Consider the following 24,834-nt stretch of genomic DNA (forward strand, 5'->3'; position numbering starts at 1 on the left):
GGCCATGCTATCTCGACCATCATGCCAGATACTCCAGACACGACTTCCGAGACGACCCCGGACAATGCGGCGGTGAACCGGATCGACGCAGCGATCGCGCGGATCGAAGCCGCGATCACCGCTCGTGCGCGCAGCAGCGATTCCCTCGCCAAACGCCACGCCGCGCTGAAAGCACGGATGGCCGAAGCCGTCGCGGCGCTCGACGATGTGATCACCCGCGGGAGTCCCAACTGATGGCACAGGTCATGCTCGATATCGGCGGCCGACCGCACGCCGTCGCCTGCCGCGACGGCGAAGAGTCGCGCGTCCGCCTGCTGGGCGCGATGCTCGCCGAGCGCTGGCCGACCGCGGACCGTGCCGCAGGCGGTCTCAGCGCCGAACGCGCGATGCTGTTCGTGGCGCTGATGCTCGCCGACGACCTCGACGAAGCCGCTCATCGCCCGCCCGAGGGCTCAGCCGTCAGCGAGATCGCGCTCACCCGGATCGCGGATCGTCTCGAAGGACTCGCGGAAGCCCTTGAGCTGAGCCCGCCGAGCGCCTAGATTGGGCTTGGCGGGTTCTGCCCGGTACGAGCCTTTATTATCCCTGAGGCTATTCATCATCCATAGGGGGCTGTCCCTGTTAGGATCCTGGTCCGAAGCATATGGTCCCCACCTGACGTACCGTGCGTCAGTGGATAACCCGGCACACGGCCATGGTGGGCCCGCCACACCACCTTCACCCCATTGCGAGGTTTCCTGCGCATGACCGGCAAGAGCGCGCTGAGAGCCTCGTTGCGCGCCGCCCGCGAAGCGCGCCCGCCCGTCGAAATTCCCGTGCCGTCCGCGTTTCTGGCTCGGTTGAAACCCGGACTGACGGTCGCATCCTATGTCCCGTTCGGCGGCGAGGCCGATCCGTCACCGTTCGCACGCGCCGCCGTCGACGCCGGCTGCGTAATCGCCCTGCCCCATGTCGTCCGCCGGTCGCTGCCGATGCGCTTCCTGTCGTGGGCGACCGAGGCGGCGCTGATAGCCGGACCGTTCGGTCTTCACCAGCCCGCGTCGGACGCCGCCGAACTCGAACCCGACATCATCCTGACGCCGCTCGTCGGCTTCGATAACCGCGGCAACCGAATCGGCCAGGGCGCCGGCTATTACGACCGCGCCTTCCTCGCGCACCCGAACGCCTGGCGCGTCGGCATTGCACTGTCGGTGCAGCAGGTCGATAGCCTCACCCCAGATCCGTGGGACGTCCCGCTCCACGCCATTGCCACCGAACTCGAATGGATCACGCCATGACGCCAACCTGGCGCAAACCCGTAGGAATGCTCGGCATCCTGCTCCTGATCCTGGTGTGGTGCGTGGCGATCGTCAGTTTGTCGAACATCGTCGGCAGCTGGCACTGGCTAGCGCAACTCGTGTTCTACGTGTTCACCGGCCTGATCTGGATCGCACCGTTGAAGCCGGTGCTGCGCTGGATGGAACTCGGGCGGTAACCCAGCCCGCATGTCGGCTCCATGAGCCGATACGCTCCGCTTGCCCCCTAAACTTCTACCGTTCGTCGTGAGTAGCCGTCGAGTAGTCGCGCAGCGGCGTATCGAGAGGGCGTATCGAAGGGCAGGTTGGCGCGCGGAACCGATGCTTCGATACGAGCCCTCGATACGCGTCTTGCGAAGCTACCCGGTCTCTACTCAGCACGAACCGAATGGGTAAATGGTTCCGAATTATCTACGGAACGGAATGCTCGCAGCACTCGATAATTCATGAAGGGTCTCGGCCACCCGATCGGGGTGGCGCGAGTGACGGGACTCGAACCCGCGACCTCCGGCGTGACAGGCCGGCGCTCTAACCAACTGAGCTACACCCGCATTCCCATTGACGAACCCTAGCGTCCCGAAGGACGCAGCGGAAGGCTCGTCAAAACCTTAACACAATCTCGAACCATCTACCCAGTCAGGGCAAACGATGGCGCGAGTGACGGGACTCGAACCCGCGACCTCCGGCGTGACAGGCCGGCGCTCTAACCAACTGAGCTACACCCGCTGAAACAGCGTGGAGGCGGCAACTAGGCGAGGGTTCGGATACCGTCAACCCAAATTATCCGCCAGTTTCACGTTGTGCCTCGGGCGGATCGCCGCGACGGCGATTTCGCCCGGCTTTGGGCTGCACTAGCGTCCCGTGTTCGAACAGGAACCCGGCGATATCGGGCTTGCCAGCGGCCTTCACGACCGTCTGGATGATGATCAGCAGCGGCACCGCCAACAATGCGCCGGACGTGCCCCACACCCACCCCCAGAAGCTCAGCGAGATCAGGATCAGCAGCGGGCTGATCGTCAGCCGGTGCCCGACGACGAACGGCGTGATCGCGTTCGCCTCGACCAGATGCAACCCGTACATCAGCGCCGGCGGCAGCATCGCCATCCAGATGTCGGAAAACGTCATCAACCCGCCCAGCGCGAGCAGGAAGGCGCCGATCACCGGGCCGAAATACGGGATGTAATTGAGCAGCGCGACGATCCCGCCCCACATCGCCGGATAGGGCATGCCGATGAACCACAGCGCCACCCCGGTGACGATCCCGAGCACGATGTTGATGAGCGTGATCGTGCCGAGATACGCCGACACGTCGTCGACGATGTCCTGAATTACGCGGGCCGTCGCCATCGCGCCATCGAAGCTGGTCCGCCCGGTGATCGTCTGCCGCCGCATCCGCGTCCAGCCGGACAGGAAGAAGAACACGATCAGCACCCCGAACAGGAACTGCACGATCACCGCCGGCGCCGAAGTCGCGGCGAGTTCGAGGATCGATCCCGGCGCGGCGACGCCTGCGGTCGCGGGCTGCTTGATCGGCGTCGATGCGACCTGCCGCAGCGTCTTGTTCACGTATTTCTCGAGGCTCGAATAGAGATCGAGCAACGGCGCGAGGTTGCTCTGAATTCGGTCCAACCGCGTCGGCAACAACCGGAAGAAATCGGTCGCCGGCACGAGAATCGCGGCGATCGCGATGTTCGCGGCAATCAGGAACACGAGGATGCACAGGATCGCGGCGAGCGGCGACGGCACATGGCGCCGCTCGAGCCACTCCAGCACCGGCACGAGCGCAACCGAGATCACGAGCGCGATGGTGAGCGGCAGGAAGAACTCGGCGCCGGATTTCAGCGCGAACGGGATGGCGAGGATCAGCCCGACCCCGGCGGTCAGCGTCAGCGCCGCCAGCAACCGGTCGCGACGCTGCGCGATCCGCATCGCATCCTCGACCCCGACCGCAATCGGCAGCCCGAACGCACTCTCGGCCGGCGGACCTTCCGCAACGGCGCCGCCCTCGCCCTGTGGCTGGTGCGGTTCCTGGCGAAGTCCCTCGCCCGTCATGGCGTCCGTCATGGCAATTCCTTTGCCACCCCCATCCCGTAATCGCGGTCGGCATTCAAGCGGCGCGCGGTGCCAGTGCGATGGAATTCCTCGGAAAGACCGCGTTATGTCTGATCATGCCTTGATTCCGAGACCCCGCCCTTCGTCATCCTGACGAAAGTCAGGACCCAGAGCCAAAATCGCTGCCCTCCGTTACCCTGGGTCCTGACTTTCGTCAGGATGACGGAGCGGTATCCGGTATGGCCTCCTACGCCGTCACCCCGACCCAATCATCGAACAGCACCTGCAGATCCCTCTTCAGGATCTTCCCGTTCGCATTCCGCGGCAACGTCTCGTGCACGAAGCGCACCGCGACCGGCGTCTTGAACGCCGCCAGATGCTGCCGGACCCAGCCCTGCAACTCTGCCTCGGTCGTCACCGCGCCCGGCGCGAGGTGCACCACCGCCGCCGGCTCCTCGCCGAGGATCCGGTGCGGGATGCCGATCAGCGCCGCGTCGGTCACCGCAGGGTGCGCGTAGAGGACGTTCTCGACCTCGCTCGAATAGATGTTCTCGCCGCCGCGGATGATCATGTCCTTGGCGCGGTCGACGATGTAGCAGAACCCCTCCTCGTCGAGCCGTGCGAGGTCGCCTGTCCGCACCCAGCCGTCGACGAACGTCGCCGCGGTCGCGTCCGGCTTGTTCCAATATCCCTTCACGATCATCGGCCCGCGCGCCCAGAGTTCGCCGACCTCCCCAAGAGGCATTTCGGTCACGCCGTCGTCCGCCATGATCTTCAGGTCGGCGGCGGCGACCGGTGGCCCCGCGCTGGTTGGGCGGTTTAGGTAATCCTCAGCCCCGTGATGCGTGACGGTCGCCATCGTCTCGGTCATGCCCCAGCCATTGCCGGGCATCGCGCCGAACTCGGCATGGATGCGCTTCACCAGTTCGGGCGCTGCGGGCGCGCCGCCATAGGCGATCGATTCGAGCGACGAGAGGTCGTATTTCGCGCGATCGGGATGCTCCAGCAGCTGCCAGGCGATCGTCGGCACGCCGCCGGTGACGTTGACCTTCTCGCGCTCGATGATCTCCATCGCCCGGATCGTGTCCCATTTGCGCATGAAGATCATCGTGCTGCCGGTCGCGATCACGCCCATCATGCCCGCCGAGCAGGCGGTGACATGGAACAGCGGGATCACCGTCAGCGTCACCCGCGGCGTCGGCTCAGGTGGTGCCTCGCCGCGGCGCAGGAACGACCGCGCCGACGAATAGCCGCCCGACAGGATGTTCGACATCATGTTGCGATGCGTGCCGAGCGCCCCCTTAGGCGCGCCGGTAGTGCCGCTGGTGTAGAAGATCGTCGCATCGTCGTCGGGCGCGATCGTCGCCTCTGGCAGACCGACATCGGGTAGCGTAGCCCAGTCGTGCGGCGTGCCGATCACATCCTCCAGCCGCGTGACGATCCCCGTCAGCGGCTCCGCGGCGCGCGCGACGAACACGTGTTCCAGCGCAGGCAGCGTCGCATAGGCCGCCTCCAGCCGGTGGTGACGTTCGTCGTCGGTGATCAGCACGCGCGCGCCCGAATCGGCGAGGCCGTATTCCATCTCCGCGCCGGTCCACCACGCGTTGAGCGGCACCATGATCGCGCCGATGCTCGCGCCGGCGAAGAACGCGACCGGCCATTCGGGCAGGTTGCGCATCGCCAGCGCGACGCGGTCGCCGGGACCGATCCCCATCTCGCGCAACCGATGAGCCAGCACCGCGATCGCGCGGAAGTTCGCCTCGTAAGTGACTCGCTCGTCCTCATACGCGGTGAACACCCGCTCGCCATGCGCGCGCGCCGCCTCGGCCAGCCAGCGCAACGACGGCGGTGCGTTCTTCCAGATGCGCGTCGCGATGCCGTCGATCGTGATCGTTTCCATCTCGAACTTCGCGCGGGGCGCGGTCAGCATTCGCTCGGCATCGGCGAGCGACATCGCCGGCCAAGAGGGATCGAGTGCGATGATCGGTTCGCTTGCCAAGACCGGTTGACTCCAGAGTTGAATTTCGGGTTTGGCTTATCGCCTGTTCGAAGACAGGTTATAGTTGATTCCTGCCGCACTCAAGGCAATAGAGGCAACAAGTTCGAACTAGGGGTATGGAGCGGGTGATGGCGGGAACGGTCGAATCATGAAAATCGCCAAGCCCGCGACGCATGGCTTCGACGCAAGCCGGTTGGCGGCGATCGATACGCTGCTGCAGTCACGCTATGTCGATTCGGGCAAGCTCCCGAACGCGCAACTGTTGATCGCGCGCGACGGCGAGATCGTCCACTTCTCGAACGCGGGCGCCGCGCGTGAGGGCGGAAAGGCGATCGACGAGGGATCGCTGTTCCGGATCGCATCGATGACCAAGCCGATCACCTCGGTCGCGTTCATGATGCTGGTCGAACAGGGCCTCGTCGCGGTCGATACGCCGGTCCACCACGTGCTGCCCGAGTTCAAGGATATCGCGGTTTATAGTGGCGGTGGCGGCGGCGTTCCGTTCGTGACCAAGCCGACCGCCGAGCCGATGCGGATGGTCGACCTTCTCCGTCACACGTCGGGGCTCACCTACAGCTTCCAGAACCGCTCGAACGTCGACGCCGCCTACCGCGAGGGGAAGATCGAGAGCTGGCATGGCGGCCACGACCTCGACGGGTTCATCGGCGCGCTGGCGAAGATCCCGCTCGAATTCTCGCCCGGCACCGCGTGGAACTACTCGGTCGCGACCGACGTGCTCGGCGCAGTCGTTCAGCGGGTGTCGGGCCTGCCGCTCGACCAGTTCTTCCGGACGCGCATCTTCGCGCCGCTGAAGATGGACGACACCTTCTTCCAGGTTCCCGCCGACAAGCTCGACCGCCTCACCGACTGCTACACCCTCGTCGCCGGTAAAGGCCGCGTGATGTATGATCGCGGTGCCGAGAGCGCCTGGAGCCGCGCGCCGAAGCTTCTATCCGGCGGCGGCGGGCTCGTCTCGACCGCGCTCGATTACCATCGGTTCAATACGATGCTGCTGAACGGCGGCGAACTCGACGGCGCGCGCATCCTCGGGCGGAAAACGCTCGACCTGATGACGCAGAACCACCTGCCCGGAAAATCCGATCTCGCGACGATGTCGAAGTCGTTGTTCAGCGAGGCGTCGAACGCGGGCACCGGCTTCGGGCTCGGGCTTGCGATTACCGACGACGTCGCCAAGACGATGGTGCCGGGGTCGAAGGGCGAATTCTACTGGGGCGGGATGTTCTCGACCGCGTTCTTCGTCGATCCGGTCGAGCGCGTCTCGATGGTGTTCATGACGCAGCTTTCGCCGAGCAGTTTCTATCCCATCCGCCGCGAACTGAAGACGATGATCTACGCCGCGATGACCTGATTCCCATACGGCCGTCATCCCGGCGAACGCCGGGACCCAGGCCGCACGCACACCGATTTTGGCTCTGGGTCCCGGCGTTCGCCGGGATGACGGAGTCGGCACCAGGAGATTATGATGACCAGCCCGATCCGCACCGAACGCCATGACGACGTGCTCGTCATCATCTCGAACAATCCGCCCGTTAACGCGCTCGGTGCCGCGGTCCGTCAGGGCCTCGAAGCGGCGGTCAAGGACGGCGTAAAGGACGACAGCATCACCGCGATGGTGATCCGCTGCGACGGCCGCACGTTCTTTGCGGGCGCCGACATCACCGAGTTCGGCAAGGAAATGGTCGAACCCGGCCTGCCCACCGTCGTCGACATGATCGAGGCCTCGTCGAAGCCCGTCGTCGCGGCGATCCACGGCACCGCGCTCGGCGGCGGCTGCGAAGTCACGCTCGGCTGCCATTACCGCGTCGCGGTCCCCTCGGCGAAGATCGGCACGCCCGAGGTGAAGCTCGGCCTGCTCCCCGGCGCGGGTGGCACGCAGCGTATTCCGCGCATCGCCGGCGTGAAGCTCGCGCTGGAGATGACCGCGAAGGGCGATCCGATCTCGGCCAAGAAGGCGCTCGACGCCGGGCTGATCGACAAGATCGTCGGCGAGGATTCGCTCGAAGCCGACGCCGTCGCATTCGCGCGCGGGATCGCGACCAAGCGCCCCCTTCCCCGCGCGTCCGAGAAGACCGCGCAGGCCGATCCCGACGCGGTCGCCGCATTCAAGAAGGAGAATGCGCGCCGTTTCCGTAACTTCGACGCGCCGGCCGCCAACATCGCCTGCGTCGAGAAGGCCGCGGATGGCTCCAGTTTCGAGGAGGGCATCGCGTTCGAACGCCAGGAATTCATGAAGCACATGATGGGCGTGCAGTCGGCCGCGCAACGCCACATCTTCTTCGCAGAGCGCCAGGCTGCCAAGATCGACGACGTCCCCGCCGACACCAAGCTGCGCGAGATCAAGCGTGTCGGCGTGATCGGCGCGGGCACGATGGGCGGCGGCATCTCGATGAACTTCCTGTCCGCGGGCATCCCTGTCACGATCGTCGAGATGCAGCAGCAGGCGCTCGACCGCGGGACCGGCGTCGTGCGGAAGAATTACGAGGCGACCGCCGCCAAGGGCCGGATCAAGCCGGAGCAGGTCGAACAGGCGATGGGCGCGCTGAAGCCGACGCTCGACTTCGCCGATCTCGCCGAATGCGACCTGATCATCGAGGCGGTGTACGAGACGATGGAGGTGAAGAAGGAGATCTTCACCAAGCTCGACGCGATCGCCAAGCCGGGCGCGATCCTCGCGTCGAACACCTCGTATCTGAACATCGACGAGATCGCGGCCTGCACGAAGCGGCCCGAGGATGTCGTGGGGATGCACTTCTTCTCGCCCGCCAACGTGATGAAATTGCTGGAGGTCGTACGCGGCGACAAGACCGCCGACGACGTGCTGGCGACGGTCATGGCGCTGGCGAAGAAGATCAAGAAGGTCGCCGTCGTCGCGGGCGTCACCTACGGGTTCATCGGCAACCGCATGCTGATGCCGCGGCAGGTCGAGGCGACCAAGCTGCTGCTCGAAGGCGCGAGCCCCGAGCAGATCGACAAGGTCCATGTCGCGTTCGGGATGCCGATGGGGCCGTTCCAGATGAGCGATCTGGCGGGCGTCGACATCGGCTGGCACCGCGACCCGAGCCGGATCGAGAACATCCGCGATGCGCTGGCGGCGGAAAACCGCTGGGGTCAGAAGACCAAGGCGGGCTTCTACGATTACGACGAGAAGCGCACGCCCTCGAACTCGCCGCGCGTGGCCGAGATCATCGATGATTTCCGCAAGAAGTCGGGCGTTACGCCGCGCGAGATCAGCGACGAGGAGATCGTCGTGCGGACGCTGTACACGATGGTCAACGAAGGCGCGCTGATCCTCGAAGAGGGCAAGGCGCAGCGTGCGTCGGACGTCGATGTGGTGTGGATCTACGGCTATGGCTGGCCGGTATACCGCGGCGGACCGATGTTCTGGGCGCAGTCCGAGGGGTTGCCGAAGGTCGTCGCCGGGCTGGAAAAGTACGGGTTCACCGTTGCCAAGTCGTTGAAGGATGCAGCCGCAACCGGCGGTAAGATCAAGTAACTTCTGCCCCCTCTCCCCTCCGGGGAGAGGGCTGGGGTGAGGGGCGCCGCTAACGCTACCCTCTCTTACAGCCCCTCACCCCGCCCCTCTCCCGCAGGGGAGAGGGAGAAAGGACCGATATGACCGACCTCGACACCTTCCGTACCGAAACCCGCGCGTGGCTTGCGGAGAACTGCCCGCCCGAGATGCGCAAGCCGGTGCGCTCGGAGGACGACGTCTGCTGGGGCGGACGTCAGTTCAAGCCTTCGTCTCCTGCGCAGAAGGAGTGGCTCGACAAGATGGCCGCCAAAGGCTGGACCGTGCCGGACTGGCCCAAGGCGTATGGCGGCGGCGGTCTCTCGCCCGCCGAAACCAAGATTTTACGCGAAGAGATGGCGGCAATAAAGGCGCGCAACCCGCTCAATTCGTTCGGGATCTCGATGCTCGGGCCGGCATTGCTCAAATACGGCACCGAGGAGCAGAAGCTCGATCACCTGACCAAGATCGCGCGCGGCGAAATCCGCTGGTGCCAGGGGTATTCCGAGCCGAATGCGGGCTCCGACCTTGCCGGGCTTGCGACCTCTGCGGAAGACAAGGGCGACCATTACCTCGTCAACGGGCAGAAGGTGTGGACGTCCTATGCCGACAAGGCCGACTGGATCTTCTGCCTCGTGCGCACCGACAAGACGTCGAAGCAGGGCGGGATCAGCTTCGTGCTGTTCGACATGGCCTCGCCCGGCGTGTCGACCAAGCCGATCCTGCTGATCAGCGGCAATTCGCCGTTCTGCGAGACGTTCTTCGACAATGTGAAGGTGCCGAAGGTCAACCGCGTCTACGAAGAGAACAAGGGCTGGGACGTCGCGAAATATCTGCTCGGGCATGAGCGCGAGATGATCTCGGGCATGGGGCTGGCGTCGAGCGGCGGCAATCCCTTGATCGATGGCGCGATTGCGACGGTCGGGCTCGGGCATGACGGCCGGCTCGCCGATCCGTTGCTGCGCGCGTCGATCGCGATGTTCGAGGTGCGCGCGAAGGCGTTCGGGGCGATGTCCGAGCGGTTCATCGATGAGCTGAAGGCGGGCAAGGCGCATCCGGCGCAGCCGAGCATGATGAAATATTACGGGACCGAGCTGAACAAGGGCCGATACGAATTGATGATGGCGGCGGGCGGATCGGATGCGCTCGAATGGGACAGCGAGCGCTCGCGTGGCGGGGCGATCCCGCGGTCGTGGCTGCGGACCAAGGCGAACTCGATCGAGGGCGGGACGAGCGAGATCCAGCTCAACATCATCGCCAAGCGGATCCTGGAACTGCCGGCTTGAACCTATCCCTCGCCCTTTCGGGGAGAGGCTGCCGCAGCGAAGCTAAGGCGGGAGAGGGGCAGTGAGGGTCGGACGATCCGCCCCACAGCCCCTCACCCCGACCCTCTCCCCGAAGGGGCGAGGGAGCAGAAGGAATTGAAATGCCACTGTATCTAGACGACGACCAGACCGTCCTTCAGGACACGATCCGCGATTTCGTCGCCGAACACGCGCCGGTCAGCCACATGCGCGCGCTGCGTGACGCCGACGACAAGACCGGCTTCTCCCGCGGCCTGTGGAAGCAGTTCGCGGAGATGGGCTTTACCGGCATCCTGATCGGCGAGGACCAGGGCGGGCTTGGCCTCGGCCATGTCGAGGCGGGTGTGGTGCTGGAGGAGATCGGCCGCAATCTGTCGCCCTCCCCGTTCCTCTCCACCGCGGTCGCGGCGGTCGAGGCGCTCGAGGGGACGGGGCAGGCCGAGCGCTGGTTCCCGGGGATCATCGCGGGTGAGACCGTCGCGGCTCTGGCGATCGACGAGGGCGCCAAGCACCGCGACACCGTCGCAATGAAGGCCGAACGCTCGGGCAACGGGTTCAAGCTGACCGGCGTCAAGCGGTTCGTCACGCACGGCCACACCGCCGACCTGATCATCGTCGCCGCGCGCACCGCAGGGTCGGACAACGACGCGGACGGTATCACGCTGTTCGCGGTGCCGAAGGATGCCGCAGGGCTGACGGCAAACGCCGAACGTCTCGCGGATTCGAGCTTGGCCGCGCGGCTCGAGTTCCAGGGCGTCGAGGTCGATGCGGATGCGGTGATCGGCGAAGTCGATGCGGGTCGTACGCCGCTCGATCGGCTCCTGCGCGCAGGGCGGACGGGGGCGTCTGCGGAGCTGCTCGGCGTCGGCGGCGGGGCGATGGACATGACGATCGGCTATATGAAGGAGCGGAAGCAGTTCGGGACGCTGATCGGCAGCTTCCAGGCGCTCCAGCATCGTGCCGCGCATCTGTACTCGGAGATGGAGGTGGCGCGGGCCGCTGTGTTGAAGGCGCAGCAGCTGCTCGACCAGAGCAGCGAGCGGGCGGACGAGGCCGTGTCGGTGGCCAAGGCGATGACCGCGCTGGCGACGACGCTCAGTGTCCAGGAAGGTATCCAAATGCACGGCGGGATCGGCATGACCGACGAATACGACATCGGCTTCTACATGAAGCGCGCGCGTGTGCTCGCCGAGATGTTCGGGGATGCGAACTTTCACGCGGACAAGCTGGCAGTAGCGGCGGGGTATTGACCTTACCGTTCCCCGGCGGAGGCCGGGGTCCAGTTGGGGGGACCTTGCGGTGTGGCGCCGTGCTCCGTTACTGCGGCCTTCCCAACTGGGCCCCGGCCTCCGCCGGGGAACAAGGTAACTATGTATGACTTCAAATACTGCCGATACCTCGCCCGAAGCGCTCGCCCAAGGTCTTGTCGACCTGCTTGAGATCGAGGAGGTCGACACCGATCTTTATGTCGGCAAGCGCCAGCCCGGCGGGGTCGGTCGCGTGTTCGGCGGGCAGGTGATCGCGCAAGCGCTGCAAGCCGCGCAACGATCGACCGAAGCACCCAAAGCGGCGCATTCGCTGCACGCGTATTTCATGCGGCCGGGAAACGAGGACTATCCGATCGTCTACCGCGTAGTGCGCGATTTCGAGGGGCGTAGCTTCGCAACGCGGCGCGTGATCGCGATGCAGAAGGGGCAGCCGATCCTCAACATGGCGGCGTCGTTCCAGATGCCGGAGGAAGGCCTGCACCATCAGGACGCGATGCCCGACGTGCCGGCGCCCGAAACGCTCCGCTCGGACCGCGACCTGCGGCTGGAGAACATCGACGGCATCCCCGAGAAATTCCGCGCGCACATGCTGCGCTGGCGGCCGATCGAGGTGCGTCCGGTCAATCCCCGCAGCTGGATCGAGCCCGCACCGCAGGCGCCCAACTACGCCAACTGGTTCCGCCTAGTCGCGCCGATCGGCGACGATCCGGCGATGCACCGCGCGATCCTCTCCTATGCCTCGGACATGGCGCTGCTCGGCACGGCCCTTCTGCCGCATGGCAAGAACTGGATCACGCCCGGCTTGCAGACTGCCAGCCTCGACCATTCGCTCTGGCTACACGAGGATTTCCGTGCCGACGACTGGCTGCTCTACGCGTGCGACAGCCCTTGGTCGGGCCATGCTCGCGGCTTCAACCGCGGGCGCATTTTCTCGCGCGACGGCCGACTGGTCGCTAGCGTCGCGCAGGAGGGGCTGATCCGGATGCGCCAGTAACCCCCGTAAGTCGTTGGGGTTACTTGCGCGTCCAGACCTTCTCCCCGCCGATCCACGTCTCGTCGACCTTGGTCGCGCGCAGGTCGGTCGGTGAGGCCATCGTCGGGTCGCGGTCGACGACGATGAAGTCCGCGCGCTGCCCGGGTGCGAGCGCACCGAACTGCTTCTCCGCAAACCCGGCATAGGCCGCAGCACCGGTCATCGCCCACCACGCCTGTTCGCGCGTGACGAGTTCCTGTGGCTGCCACCCGCCCTGCGGTTGCCCGTCGGCATCCTGCCGCGTGAATGCCGCCGCCCAGGTCGCGAACGGATCGGACTTCTCGACCGGGAAGTCGGTCCCGAATGCGAGCTTGGCGCCATTGGCCAGCATCGATTTCCACGCATAGGCACCCGTCAGCCGGTTAGGCCCAAGCCTCGCCTCGGCCATCGTCCGGTCGCTGGTTTCATGCGTGGGCTGCATAGACGCGATCGTGCCGAACTTGCCGAAGCGCGGGAGGTCGGTTGGATCGATGACCTGAGCATGCTCGATCCGCCAGCGACGGTCGCCGGTATATGTCTCGCTCTCGACCTGGATCGCGTCCAGCACCATCTGGTTGGCCTTGTCGCCGATCGCATGGACCGCGACCTGGAACCCGTCCATCGCCGCGCGGCTCATCTGGTTCTGCAGCTGATCATCGGTAAGGAAGCCGATCCCCGACTGGCCGGGCGCATCGGCATAGGGCTTCAACAACCACGCGCCGCGCGAGCCCAGCGCACCGTCGGCATAGAGCTTCACGCCGCCCATCCGCAGGCGATCGTTATACAGCCACGGCGTCGGTCCCTTGCCGCCGATCCGGCTCGCGGTCTCGACACCCATCGCATAGCTCATGATCCGGACGCGCAACCCGCCGATATCCGCCATCCGCCGATAGGTCAGCCAGTCGTCGAGCGTCGTGCCCATGTCCGCCACCGCAGTAACGCCGTAGCCGAGCAGGATTCGTTGCGCGGTGAGGAATGCGGCATCGCGCTCCTTGGGGAGCGGCTGCGGCACGACCTTCTCGATCAACGCCTGTGCGCCGTCGACGAACACGCCAGCAGGCGCCCCGCCCGTCTTCTCGATCCGTCCGCCCGCCGGCGACACGGTCGAGCCGGTAACGCCCGCCTCGCGCATGGCCTCGCGGTTCGCCCAGCTTGCATGGCCATCCGCTCGCGACAGCCAGATCGGATGCCCGCCGGACACGGATTCGAGATCGGCAGCGGTCGGGAAACGGCCGAGGCCCCAGGCCTCCTGGTTCCAGCCGCGGCCCAGAACCCACTTTCGATCGGGATTACCCGCGATGTACGCGGCGATGCGCGATTTCGCCTCTTCGAGCGACTTTGTCATCGAGAGGTCGAGCGACAGCGCCCCGAAGCCCATCTCGAGGACATGACCGTGCGCGTCGACGAAGCCGGGCAGAATCGTCTTGCCGCGCATGTCGACTCGCCAGTCGTAGAGCGGCTTGCCGGCGTTCTTTTTGAGTTCCTTGCGACTGAGTTTGGGCGGCTCTTCGCCGGGCGGTACGAGCCGCGTCACGCGCCCGTCCTTGTCGATCAGGATCGCCTTGAAGTGAATGACACGGCCGCCATCGGCGATGGTCACACCGTTGACGTTGTCGACGATCCCGTCGGCGAGCGCAGGGGTCGGGAGGAGCATCGCCGACAGCGCCAACATCGCCCCCCTCCCTTTCAGCGAGGGGGGCGATGTCGACATCTTGGGAGGGGTCACTTCGGCAATCTCCGTACCAGCGCGCTCGTGTCCTGCCGAGCGCCACCCATAGCCTGCACATCCGCGTAGAACTGATCGACCAGTGCCGCGACCGGCAGCACCGCGCCGTTGCGCCGCGCCTCGTCGAGGGCGAGCCCAAGATCCTTGCGCATCCAATCGACCGCGAAGCCGAAGTCGAACTCGTCCTTCGCCATCGTCGACCAGCGATTGACCATCTGCCAGCTTTGCGCCGCGCCGCCCGAGATCGCCTCGAACACCTTGTCGAGATCGAGTCCGGAGTTTTGCGCGAACCGCAGCGACTCGGCGACGCCCTGGATGACGCCGGCGATGGCGATCTGGTTGCACATCTTGGTGGTCTGACCCGCGCCCGCCTCGCCGACATGAACGATCCGCGCGGCATAGGCGTGCATGAAGGGTTCGGCCTTAGCCATCGCCTCGGCCGAACCGCCGCACATGATCGAGAGCTTGCCGTTCTCCGCGCCGGCCTGACCGCCCGATACGGGCGCGTCGACTACCAGCGCACGCTCGCCGGCCAGCCGCCGTGCGATCGAGGCGGAGACGGTGGTGTGATCGACGAACACCGCGTCGTCGCGCATCGTCGCGAACACGCCATCGTCGCCTAACGTGACAGCGGCGAGATCGTCGTCGTTACCGACGCAGGCGAACACCGCGTCAGCGTCCTTCGCAACGGCGGCCGGCGTGTCGGCGACCGTGCCGCCATATTTATCGGCCCATGCCAACGCCTTGGGCTGAGTCCGATTATAGACGGTGACGTCGTGCCCTGCCGCGGCGAGGTGTCCCGCCATCGGCGCGCCCATGACGCCGGTTCCGATGAATGCCAGTTTTGCCATAGCCTCCGCGCATAAGCGGTGTTTCCCATGCGCGCCAGATGGTCTAGCGGGTCGGGCATGGCTACCCACGCTGCCGTAGCGGCACCCACCCTCCCCGTCTCGATCGACGACGTCCGCGTCGCGCACGACCGGATCCGCGACTCGATCGTCCGCACGCCGACGCTGATCAGCAAGACGCTGAGCAAGATGACCGGCGCGACGGTGTATCTGAAGTTCGAGAACCTCCAGTTCACGGCGGCGTACAAGGAGCGCGGCGCACTCAACACGCTGTTGCAGCTGTCGGCCGAAGCGCGCGCCAAGGGCGTCATCGCGGCGTCAGCGGGCAATCATGCGCAGGGCCTCGCCTATCACGCCAACCGGCTTGGTATCCCGACGACGATCGTGATGCCGACCAACACGCCCACCGTGAAGGTCATGCAGACCGAAGGCCATGGCGCCAACGTCGTGCTGCACGGCGAGACGTTCGACGCGGCTTATGCGCATGCCCGCATCCTGGAGGGCGAGTGCGGCTTTACCTTCGTCCACCCGTTCGACGACCGCCGCGTCATTGCAGGCCAAGGCACCGTCGCGATCGAGATGCTGGAGGACGTCCCGCAACTTGATACGCTGGTCATTCCGATCGGCGGCGGCGGGCTGATCTCGGGCATGTCGACGGTCGCGCGGGCTTTGAGCGAAGCGCCAGGTGGTCACCCGATCGAGGTCGTCGGCGTGCAGGCCGAGCTGTTCCCGTCGATGTACAACCGGATCAACGGCACCGACATGGCCTGCGCTGGAGATACGCTGGCCGAGGGCATCGCGGTCAAGGAACCGGGCGCGATCACCTCGAAGATCGTCGCCGAACTGGTCGACGAGATCGTCCTCGTCAGCGAGCGGAGCCTTGAGGAATCTGTCAGCCTGCTGCTCCAGATCGAGAAGACCGTGGTCGAGGGCGCGGGGGCTGCGGGCCTTGCTGCTCTGCTATCGCATCCCGAACGGTTTGCCGGGAAGACCGTTGGTATCGTACTGTGCGGCGGCAATATCGACACGCGGTTGCTCGCCAACGTGCTGTTGCGCGATCTGGCGCGTTCGGGACGCCTCGCGCGGTTGCGCATCCGGTTGCAGGACAAGCCGGGCGCACTATTCCACGTCGCGCGGATCTTCGATCAGGAACGCGTCAACATCATCGAGATCTATCACCAGCGCGTGTTCACGACGTTGCCGGCGAAGGGCCTGATCACCGACATCGAATGCGAACTTCGCGATCGTGCGCATCTCGACCGGCTGGTGGGAGCATTGCGCGCTGGCGGGTATGAGACATCGACCGTCGAGCTGGCATAATCCCATTCTGATACGGTGATTTACTGCGTTCACCGACATTCGTGGTAAACCGATTGAACGTTTGCGCGGGGCAGCCATATACGAGGCGACGCGGCTGATCGCGCCTGCCTGAAGGACTTTCCGCTCGGTGACCGCGCCCTTCCGTTTCCCGCGCTTCTTCGTCACCAGTCCTGCGCCGTGCCCGTATCTGCCGGACCGTCAGGAGCGGAAGGTGTTCACCGAGCTGACCGGTCCGCATGCGAACGAGTTGAACGATGCGCTGGGACGGATCGGCTTTCGTCGCAGTCAGGGCGTGGCGTATCGCCCGTCCTGCGCGGGATGCACGGCGTGCGTATCGGTGCGCGTGATGACCGATGAGTTCGTGCCCAACGCGACGCAACGCAAATTGCTGAAGCGACTCGGCGATATCGAGGTGACCGCGTGCAGGGCATGGGCAACCGACGAGCAGTTCCAGTTGCTCCGCCGCTATCTGTGCACGCGCCATCCGGGCGGCGGCATGGCGGGCATGGACGAGGACGACTATGCCGACATGATCGAGCATTCGCCGGTCAATTCGGTGATCGTCGAGTACCGCCAACCGAGCGTAGACGGCGTACCGGGCGCGTTGATCGGTGCCTGCCTGACCGATCGGCAGGCGGACGGGCTATCGATGGTCTACAGCTTCTTTGCCGCCGACGACGCGCGTTGGCCGGGGTTCGGCAACTTCATCATCATGGACCACATCCTGCGCGCGAGAGATGCGGGGCTGCCGTATGTGTATCTCGGCTATTGGGTGAAGGGATCGCCGCGGATGGAATACAAGACGCGGTACCGGCCGCTGGAGGTCTTAGGGCCGGCGGGGTGGCGGCGGCTGGAGGATGCGGACGTGGTACCGGCGCCTGCGCGGGTTGCGGCTTTGGTTTAGATCTTGACCGCGGTGGAATAGGTACGCTGGTTCCTGAAGGGCACCTCCCCGGCGCAGGCCAGGGCCCAGTTGGGAAACGTGAATAACTAAGGCAACGCGTAGTTACTTGCACCTTTCCAACTGGACCCCGGCCTGCGCCGGGGAGGTGATTTACTAGCTCGACGATCGAAACCCCTGCTCCTTGTTCTCCCGCGAAGGCAGAAGCCCAGTCTGGGTCCTCGCCTTCGCGGGGAAACAGACTTAGTCCTCGCGCTGCACAACCACATCGACGTCGAGCTCCTCGCCGCCCTCACCCAATCGCGAACCCGCTACCGGCGCAGCCCCAGCCGCGTCGAGCGCCATCGCCACGCGGACGTAATGCTCTTCCGGCGACATGCCGGTGCACGGATCGAACCCAACCCAGCCGAGCCCGTCGACGAACGCTTCGGCCCAGCCGTGCGGGGTCGGCAGATGCACGACTTCGTGATCGTTATGGTGATAGCCCGACACATACCGCGCCGGCGCGCCGAGCGACCGCGCGGCGACGGCGAACATGTGTGCCATGTCGCGAGGCGTGGCGCTCTCCATGCGGAAAGCCGCGGCGGCGGTCCGGCCCGGCTCGGGACGCCCGGCGTCGAAGACGAACTGCTTGTGAAACGCACGGTTCAAGCGGTGTAGCGCGCCGATCCGATCGCGGGCGCCTTCGGCAGCATTGACCGCGAACTTGGCAATCGCCGTGTCTGGATAAGTCGCCTCGGTGGACCGGAGGAACAGCGCGGGCGGAAGAGCCTCGTGCACCCCGTGCAGGACGCCATCCGAATGGCTGGTCAGCACCTCGCCCTTCACCGTAATCTCGATCCCCTCGACGGGCCCTTCGGCGTACAACATCGTCACAGCATTGCCGAAACCGTCCCGCCCCGGCCGCAACCGCGCATCGCAATCCACGTCGATCCGCCACGACGCAACCGTCTGGTCGTGCGTGTTCTCGGGCGTGAGCCGGAGCATCTGCACAAGCCGGCCCTGCGGCTGCGCGAAGCGGTAGATCGTGTGATGATCGATCGAAAGTCGCATCAGAGGAACTTGAACTGACGGCCGATCGCGCCGTGCAGCAGCGCGTTCTCGGCGATGAACGCCTGCAGATACTGGTGCAGCCCGGAGGCGATGACCTCGCCCGATCGCGTCTTTGCCATTCGCGACGCGCGCATCCGCGCCATGCGGTCGGCCTCGCCGTGATTGCCCGTTCGCTTGGCAAGCAGGTTGAGCACGTCGACCGTTTCCTCGACCGATGCAGCAAGACTGCGCGGCAGTTCGGACCGTGCCAGTAGCAGGTCGATGACGTCGGCAGGACGAAGCCCGTCATTATAGAGCCAGCGATAGGCGGTGACGGCGGACACTGTCTGGAGGATAGTCGTCCACTGGTCACGATCGATCGCGCCGCCAAGTCGCTCGCCCTCGGGCAGCAGGATGTGATATTTGACATCGAGCAACCGCGCGGTGTTGTCCGCGCGCTCGACCGCTTGGCCGAGACGAATGAACCACGTCGTCTGGTTGCGGAGCATGCGGTGGACTGCGCCCTCGAACCCGCGCGTCTCGTTCTTGACCGCTTCGACGAGGTTCAGCTGCGAGGTCGTGCTGCCCGGCGTCGCGCGGTTCTCGAACAGCAGCCACGCGCGATTTATCGCGGTCCAAGCCTCTCGGGTCAGCGCGGTACGGACCGCCTTGGCGTTGTTACGCGCCATGTCGAGACACCGGACAATCGATCCCGGATGGCTCGAATCGAGCGTCAGGAACCGAACGACGTCGCGCTGGCCGATTGCGACGCCAGTCGCCGCAAACGCCTCGTCGGTCTCGGTGACGGCCAAGGCTGAGGCCCAGGCTGCGTCGCCCGAGGGTTGCGAGGAGAGCACGTCGAGACGAACGGTGGCCTCGACCAGCCGGGCGATGAAATCAGCACGCTCGAAATATCGGCCGAGCCAATAGAGCGAGGACGCCGTGCGCGACAGCATCAGGAATTCCCCCCGGAGGTCTGCGCGCCCAAGGTCTGCGTCATCCCGCCCATCGTCTGCGACATACCGCCAGCGTTCATCCGCTGCGATTGGTCCGCCATCAGGACAAAACTGTCCTTAGTACCACCGCCCTGGCTCGAATTGACCACCAACGATCCTTCCTTGAGCGCGACGCGGGTAAGGCCGCCGGGGACGACCTGTACGCCCTTCGAGCCGCTCAGTACGAACGGGCGAAAGTCGACGTGACGTGGGCTGAGGCCGCCTTTCGCCATAGTCGGGACGGTCGACAAAGCGAGCGTCGGCTGCGCGATGTAGCGATGCGGCTCTGCGATCAGCGCGGCGCGGAAGTCCTCGATCTCCTGCTTCGACGCGGTCGGGCCAACGAGCATGCCGTAACCGCCCGATCCGTCTACAAGTTTAACGACAACTTCGGAGAGGTTGTCGAGGACGTACTTCAGCGCCTGGGGTTCGCGGCAGCGCCAAGTTTCGACGTTGCGCAGCTTGCACTCGCCGCCCGAGTAGAATTTCACGATGTCGGGCATGTAGCTGTAGATCGCCTTGTCGTCGGCGATCCCGTTGCCCGGCGCATTCATGATCGCGACGTTGCCGGCGGCATAGGCAGCGATAAGCCCGGGCACGCCGAGCGCGGAATCGGGGCGAAAAACGAGCGGATCGAGATAATCGTCGTCGATCCGGCGATAGATCACGTCGACCTTCACACGGCCCGCGATCGTCCGCATCCAGACGACGTCGTCGTCGACCACCAGATCGGCCGCTTCGACGAGTTCGATGCCCATCGAGTCCGCGAGGAAGCTGTGTTCGTAATAGGCGGAATTGTAGTGGCCGGGGGTCAGCAATACGCACGTCGGGTTCGAGCCCGTGCCATGCGGCGCGACCGACTTCATCGTCTCGAGCAGCAGATCTGGATAGCTGTCGACCGCCGCGACGCGGAATTCGCGGAAGAGTTCAGGACACAGCCGGAGCATAGCCTCGCGGTTTTCGAGCATGTAGCTGACGCCCGAGGGCGTGCGCGCATTGTCCTCGAGCACGAAGAAATCGTCGGGGCCGGTGCGGACCAGATCGATCCCGCAGATATGCGCCCAGACGCCGTGCGGGGGGCGAATACCCGCAATCTCCGGCCGGAACTGCGCATTGCCGAGCACGAGATCCTCGGGAAGGATGCCCTCCTTCAGAATACGCCGTTCACCGTAGATATCGTCGAGGAACGCGTTGATCGCCTCGACCCGCTGCACGAGCCCGTCGGACAGCCGCGTCCATTCGTCGTGGAGAAATACGCGTGGGACGATGTCGAACGGGATGATCCGCTCAGCCGCTTCGTTTTCGCCGTAGACTGCGAAGGTAATGCCAAGCTGACGGAACGTCGTCTCGGCGGCTTCCTGACGGCGTCGCAGCTCGGCGTCGGGCGTATCCTCGATCCACTTGCCGAGAGCCGCCAGTTCGGGCCGGGCGGTCGTATCGCCCGGTGTCCCCATGATCTCGTCGAACGCTTGTTTCCCCATCGGAACGGTCAATTCCCCATCAAGCGTTGCGGTTCCATGCTGCAACGCTTCGCTGCGCTGCACAAGTCAAGAATATGACTAACTGACTTGCTCCCCTCCCTGGAAGGGAGGGGCTGGGGGTGGCAGGCTTGAGGCTGGTGCTGCTTCAGCCAATTGGCCGACCCACCCCTAACCTCTCCCTTCCAGGGAGGGGAATCCGATTAAGCCCCGAGGCTTTCGAGCAACCCCGGCGTAAGGACCTGCGGGAGGACGGTGGGTTCGGCAGCGCCCGGCGCGTAATACAGGTACAGTGGCACGCCGGCACGGTTGTGGGCCTGAATAAAGCGGCCCATCACCGGGTCGCCGTCGGTCCAGTCGCCGATCAAGGCCGCGACCTTATGCTGGGCGAACGCATCACGGACACCGGTCGTGTCGATTGCAGCCTTCTCGTTGACCTTGCACGTCAGGCACCAATCGGCGGTGAAGTACACGAACACCGGGCGCTTCTCGGCGCGCAGCGAGGCAAGCTTGGCCTCGGTGAACGCTTCGTCGCCGGTAGTGGCACTCTTGGCGGCGACCGGCGGCGCGCGTGAGATCAGCACTGCGCTGCCGACGAACACGAAGAGCAACAGGACCTGCGCGACCACGCCGAACGACTTGCCCTTGCGCTGGCGCGTGCCGCCGATCCAGAGCACTGCGCCGACCGTCAGTACCGCGACCAAAGCAAGCGTCAGCGTGTCCACGCCGGTTTGACGCCCGAGCACCCAGCCAAGCGCTATCGCGGTGAGGAACATCGGCACCGAAAGGATGTGGCGGAACGTCTCCATCCAGACGCCAGGCTTTGGCAGCCATCGCCGCCACGCAGGGATGAACCCGATCGCGAGAAACGGAAGCGACAAGCCGAGCCCGAGCCCGCCGAACACGGCGAGCGCCGCCGGCCAAGGGAGCACGAGCGCCGCGCCGAGCGCCGCGCCCATGAACGGCCCGGTGCACGGCGTCGCGATGAACGCCGCCAGTGCGCCGGTCGCGAACGCCCCACTCGCGCCGCTCTCGCCGGCAAAGCGCGGCGTCGGCACCTCGAACAGACCGGCGAGGTTGAACGCGATCGCAGTACTTAGCAGCAGCAATGCGACGATCGCGCCAGGGTGCTGCAACTGGAACGCCCAGCCGACGGCCGAGCCACCTGCGCGCAGGGCAAGGATCGCCGCGCCGAGGCCGAGGCAGACCAGCACGACGCCCGCGGTATACGCCAAGGCCTCGCCGCGCGCGTCCTTCTCGCTGGCGCCACCGCGCGCGAGGCTGAGCGCCTTGAGACTAAGGATCGGGAACACGCACGGCATGATGTTGAGGATCAGGCCGCCGAGCACTGCGCCGGCAAAGGCGATCAGCGCCGTCAGCCAAATGCTTTCGCCGCTCGCGCTGGTCGAGCCGCTGCCGGCCGCATCGCCGACCGCGCCTGGCGTCGCCTTGACGCCGAGCCCCTGCCCGTCCCCGATCCGCAACACGCCTTCGATGGGGCCGCCGGTCTTGGCATTCGCCGCGATTTTGGTGCTGATCGTCAGCCGGTCGCCGTCGCGCGTGACAGTCTGCGCCGCACCGTTCTCGATCACACCGGTCGTGACGGGGAAGAAATATGCCTTGTCGGCCTTCGCGCCCGCGGGGAACGGGATAGCGATCCGCATCGTCCCGTTGATCGCCGCATAGGTCGCGCCCGCGTCGAGTGGCTTGGGGATAGCCTGCCGCCAGCCCGCGAACGCCCCCGACTTCAATGGCGCCTGCGACGGTGCACCGTCACCGATCGTGAGGTCGAGCGACAACGCCTTCTCCTCGGGCACGCAGATCGTCGCGGAGCAGACGAGGTAGCTCGTCTTCAGGCGGATCGGGAATTTCGTCCCTGCCGCGAGCCCCGCCGGGACCTGGATCGTCACGAGCGGCGCATAGGGCGCCTCATAGACGTAGTTCATCAGGCCCGCGATCAGCAGCGTCGTCGGCACCGGCCATTCGGGCTCGCCCGCCTTCGCGCCCGCAGGCAGCGTCCAGTCGAACGTCGCCGGAAAGCCGGCATCGCCGGGGTTCTGCCAATAGCCATGCCAGCCGGTCTCCGGCGTCGTCGCCAGCGCGATCGTCAGCGGAGCGCCGGCCCTGGGGTGATCGCTTTCGGCAACCAGCTTCATCATCAGATGCTGGCTGGAACCGTTCAGCGATTCCGCTAGCGCAGGGCCGCTCGCCAGCCCGCAGACGGCCAGCAAGACCGTCATCAGGACGCAACGTAATCTGCGCATGGCCATCCTTGTTTCGTTCATCGCACAAAGCCATAGCGGTGACCTTGTCGTATTGCACTTCAAAGCGACGGCCTCGCTCGATGGTTGTCGCTGGCTAAAGGACTGTTCGTGAAAGCACTTATTGCCGCGCTCCTGCTGACTTCGGCCGCTTCGGTCTCCGCCCAGACCTCACCGATACCCGCGCCGCCAACGCCGGCGGCGACTCCCGCCACCCCGCCGAAACTGATCGTCGCGATCTCGGTAGACCAGTTCGCCGCCGACCTGTTCCAGCAATATCGCAACCATTATACCGGCGGCTTCACCCGGCTGCTCAACGGCGCGGTGTTTCCGAGCGGGTATCAGAGCCATGCCGCGACCGAGACGTGCCCTGGTCACTCGACGATCCTCACCGGCATGCGGCCCGCGCATACCGGGATCATCGCCAACAACTGGGTCGACCAGCGCGCCGGGCGCCCCGACAAGATCGTCTATTGCTCGGAGGACGAGCGCGTCACCGGCAGCACGCACGACAGCTACACCGTGTCGGACATGCATCTGAAGGTGCCGACGCTCGGCGAGATGATGAAGGCGCGCGATCCGCGGACGCGCTCGGTCTCGGTCGCGGGCAAGGATCGCGCGGCGGTGATGATGGGCGGCCACAAGGTCGACGAGCTCTGGTGGTGGGACGGCAAGACGTACGTCTCCTACGCCGGCCGCGCGGTGCCGCCGGCCGTGCAGCGCACCCGCGACGCCGTCGCCGCGCTGATCGCCAAGCCGCAGGCGGCGCTGCCGCTGCCCGGCTATTGCGCGGGCGTGAACCATCCGATCGTGATCGCGGGCAAGACCTACGGTCAGGGACGCTTCGAGCGTGAGGCCGGCGACGCGAAGGGCTTCCGCGTGTCGCCGGCGTCGGATGCCGCGGTGTTCGCGATGGCGGCGGCGCTGGTGCAGGACATGAAGCTCGGCAAGGGGCCGCAGACCGACATCATCGATATCGGCGCGTCGGCGACCGATTATATCGGCCATACCTACGGCACGCAGGGCACCGAGATGTGCATTCAGATGGCACAGCTCGACAAGACGCTGGGCGATTTCCTTGACGTGATGGACGAGACCGGGGTCGATTACGAGGTCGTGCTGACCGCCGATCACGGCGCGCACGACGCGACCGAGCGGCAACAGCAGCGGGCGATGCCGATGGAAGCGCACATGGACGAGAACGTGCTGGCCAAGCAGGTCGGCACGGCGATCGCCAAGGACCTGGGGCTGTCGAGGAGCGTGCTGCTCGGCACCGAGGGCGACGTCTATATCGACGATTCGCTGCCGGAGAAAACGCGGGCGAAGGTACTCGTAGAAGCGCTTCGCCGGTATCGCGCGCTGCCGCAGATCGCGGGGGCGTACTCCGCCGCCGAGATCATGGCGACGCCGATGGCCAAGTCTCCGCCCGAGACCTGGACGCTGATCGAGCGGGCCCGTGCGTCGTTCGATCCTGAGCGCTCGGGGCAGTTGGTGGTGCTTCTCAAGCCGCGCGTGACGACGATCGTGTCGCCGGCGAGCGGCTATGTCGAGACGCATGGCTCACCATGGGATTACGATCGCCGGGTGCCGATCCTGTTCTGGCGCAAGGGTATGACGGGGTTCGAGCAGCCTCTGTCGGTGGAGACGGTGGATATCGTACCGACCTTGGCGGCGACGATCGGTTTGCCGGTGAGCGGGCTGGACGGCCGGTGCCTCGATCTCGATCCGGGTGCAGTGAGCACCTGCCCGAGCTGAGCAAGGTCTTGCTCGCCTAGGCATGTTCTCCCGCGAAGGTTAGAGTCCAGTCTGGGCTC

General features: G+C 65.6%; 20 protein-coding genes and 2 tRNA genes. 12 read left to right on the plus strand and 10 right to left on the minus strand.

The window, feature by feature from the left end; genetic code table 11:
- Positions 1–21 precede the first annotated feature (21 nt).
- From U1708_RS05545 to U1708_RS05560, 4 genes are all read left to right on the plus strand, one after another.
- Entirely contained in the window at positions 22–234 is a 213-nt protein-coding gene (locus tag U1708_RS05545) for a hypothetical protein (protein ID WP_332743500.1), read from the plus strand.
- Entirely contained in the window at positions 234–542 is a 309-nt protein-coding gene (locus U1708_RS05550) for a cell division protein ZapA (RefSeq protein ID WP_307085681.1), read from the plus strand. Before U1708_RS05545 ends, U1708_RS05550 begins: the two co-directional genes overlap by 1 nt.
- A gap of 201 nt (positions 543–743) precedes the next feature.
- A complete protein-coding gene (locus U1708_RS05555) occupies positions 744–1,277 on the plus strand; it encodes a 5-formyltetrahydrofolate cyclo-ligase (RefSeq protein ID WP_332743504.1) in 534 nt (177 codons plus the stop codon).
- Positions 1,274–1,474 carry a DUF2842 domain-containing protein gene (locus U1708_RS05560; protein ID WP_332743506.1) on the plus strand — a complete coding sequence of 67 codons (201 nt, stop codon included), beginning with the start codon at positions 1,274–1,276 and terminating at the stop codon, positions 1,472–1,474. The genes U1708_RS05555 and U1708_RS05560 overlap by 4 nt, the downstream gene beginning before the upstream one ends.
- Positions 1,475–1,769: 295 nt before the next feature.
- On the opposite strand, the gene U1708_RS05565 is transcribed toward U1708_RS05560, so the two are convergent.
- The 4 genes from U1708_RS05565 to U1708_RS05580 form a co-directional block, all read right to left on the minus strand.
- Positions 1,770–1,846: transfer RNA gene (locus tag U1708_RS05565), tRNA-Asp, on the minus strand.
- 98 nt (positions 1,847–1,944) lie between these two features.
- Positions 1,945–2,021 (minus strand) — tRNA-Asp (locus U1708_RS05570).
- Between the two features lie 54 nt (positions 2,022–2,075).
- A complete protein-coding gene (locus tag U1708_RS05575; RefSeq protein WP_248521478.1) occupies positions 2,076–3,224 on the minus strand; it encodes an AI-2E family transporter in 1,149 nt (382 codons plus the stop codon).
- 370 nt (positions 3,225–3,594) lie between these two features.
- Positions 3,595–5,301, minus strand: a complete 1,707-nt coding sequence (locus U1708_RS05580; RefSeq protein ID WP_332743612.1) for a class I adenylate-forming enzyme family protein — start codon at positions 5,299–5,301, stop codon at positions 3,595–3,597.
- Between the two features lie 193 nt (positions 5,302–5,494).
- On the opposite strand from U1708_RS05580, the gene U1708_RS05585 reads away from it, so the two are divergent.
- From U1708_RS05585 to U1708_RS05605, 5 genes are all read left to right on the plus strand, one after another.
- On the plus strand, positions 5,495–6,715 hold the full coding sequence (locus U1708_RS05585; protein ID WP_332743508.1) for a serine hydrolase domain-containing protein: 1,221 nt from the start codon (positions 5,495–5,497) through the stop codon (positions 6,713–6,715).
- A gap of 114 nt (positions 6,716–6,829) precedes the next feature.
- Positions 6,830–8,860 carry a 3-hydroxyacyl-CoA dehydrogenase NAD-binding domain-containing protein gene (locus U1708_RS05590; protein WP_332743510.1) on the plus strand — a complete coding sequence of 677 codons (2,031 nt, stop codon included), beginning with the start codon at positions 6,830–6,832 and terminating at the stop codon, positions 8,858–8,860.
- A gap of 119 nt (positions 8,861–8,979) precedes the next feature.
- Positions 8,980–10,161 (plus strand): acyl-CoA dehydrogenase family protein, encoded by a 1,182-nt coding sequence (locus U1708_RS05595; protein WP_332743513.1) that lies wholly within the window; start codon positions 8,980–8,982, stop codon positions 10,159–10,161.
- Between the two features lie 140 nt (positions 10,162–10,301).
- The gene (locus tag U1708_RS05600; protein ID WP_332743515.1) at positions 10,302–11,429 is read left to right on the plus strand and encodes an acyl-CoA dehydrogenase family protein; all 1,128 of its coding nucleotides are present in this window, start codon (positions 10,302–10,304) and stop codon (positions 11,427–11,429) included.
- Between the two features lie 124 nt (positions 11,430–11,553).
- On the plus strand, positions 11,554–12,441 hold the full coding sequence (locus U1708_RS05605) for an acyl-CoA thioesterase (protein WP_332743517.1): 888 nt from the start codon (positions 11,554–11,556) through the stop codon (positions 12,439–12,441).
- Positions 12,442–12,460: 19 nt separating this feature from the next.
- Here U1708_RS05605 and U1708_RS05610 read toward each other — a convergent pair whose 3' ends face one another.
- Both U1708_RS05610 and U1708_RS05615 read right to left on the minus strand, forming a co-directional pair.
- Positions 12,461–14,131, minus strand: coding sequence for an amidohydrolase (locus U1708_RS05610; protein ID WP_332743519.1), 1,671 nt, complete (start codon positions 14,129–14,131; stop codon positions 12,461–12,463).
- Between the two features lie 50 nt (positions 14,132–14,181).
- Positions 14,182–15,036 carry an NAD(P)-dependent oxidoreductase gene (locus tag U1708_RS05615; protein ID WP_332743521.1) on the minus strand — a complete coding sequence of 285 codons (855 nt, stop codon included), beginning with the start codon at positions 15,034–15,036 and terminating at the stop codon, positions 14,182–14,184.
- A gap of 57 nt (positions 15,037–15,093) precedes the next feature.
- On the opposite strand from U1708_RS05615, the gene U1708_RS05620 reads away from it, so the two are divergent.
- Both U1708_RS05620 and U1708_RS05625 read left to right on the plus strand, forming a co-directional pair.
- Positions 15,094–16,353 carry a threonine ammonia-lyase gene (locus U1708_RS05620; protein WP_332743523.1) on the plus strand — a complete coding sequence of 420 codons (1,260 nt, stop codon included), beginning with the start codon at positions 15,094–15,096 and terminating at the stop codon, positions 16,351–16,353.
- A 127-nt stretch (positions 16,354–16,480) separates the two neighbouring features.
- The gene (locus U1708_RS05625) at positions 16,481–17,257 is read left to right on the plus strand and encodes an arginyltransferase (RefSeq protein WP_332743525.1); all 777 of its coding nucleotides are present in this window, start codon (positions 16,481–16,483) and stop codon (positions 17,255–17,257) included.
- 240 nt (positions 17,258–17,497) lie between these two features.
- Here U1708_RS05625 and U1708_RS05630 read toward each other — a convergent pair whose 3' ends face one another.
- The 4 genes from U1708_RS05630 to U1708_RS05645 form a co-directional block, all read right to left on the minus strand.
- The gene (locus U1708_RS05630; RefSeq protein ID WP_332743527.1) at positions 17,498–18,307 is read right to left on the minus strand and encodes a transglutaminase family protein; all 810 of its coding nucleotides are present in this window, start codon (positions 18,305–18,307) and stop codon (positions 17,498–17,500) included.
- Entirely contained in the window at positions 18,307–19,242 is a 936-nt protein-coding gene (locus U1708_RS05635) for an alpha-E domain-containing protein (protein ID WP_332743529.1), read from the minus strand. Before U1708_RS05635 ends, U1708_RS05630 begins: the two co-directional genes overlap by 1 nt.
- The gene (locus U1708_RS05640; protein ID WP_332743614.1) at positions 19,242–20,762 is read right to left on the minus strand and encodes a circularly permuted type 2 ATP-grasp protein; all 1,521 of its coding nucleotides are present in this window, start codon (positions 20,760–20,762) and stop codon (positions 19,242–19,244) included. The genes U1708_RS05635 and U1708_RS05640 overlap by 1 nt, the downstream gene beginning before the upstream one ends.
- Before the next feature lie 200 nt (positions 20,763–20,962).
- The gene (locus U1708_RS05645) at positions 20,963–23,023 is read right to left on the minus strand and encodes a protein-disulfide reductase DsbD family protein (protein WP_332743531.1); all 2,061 of its coding nucleotides are present in this window, start codon (positions 23,021–23,023) and stop codon (positions 20,963–20,965) included.
- Positions 23,024–23,131: 108 nt separating this feature from the next.
- Here U1708_RS05645 and U1708_RS05650 point away from each other — a divergent pair, with 108 nt between their 5' ends.
- Positions 23,132–24,775 (plus strand): alkaline phosphatase family protein, encoded by a 1,644-nt coding sequence (locus tag U1708_RS05650; RefSeq protein ID WP_332743534.1) that lies wholly within the window; start codon positions 23,132–23,134, stop codon positions 24,773–24,775.
- The last annotated feature ends 59 nt before the right edge of the window (positions 24,776–24,834 follow it).

This window comes from Sphingomonas arabinosi (assembly GCF_036663715.1).
Lineage (GTDB): Bacteria > Pseudomonadota > Alphaproteobacteria > Sphingomonadales > Sphingomonadaceae > Sphingomonas.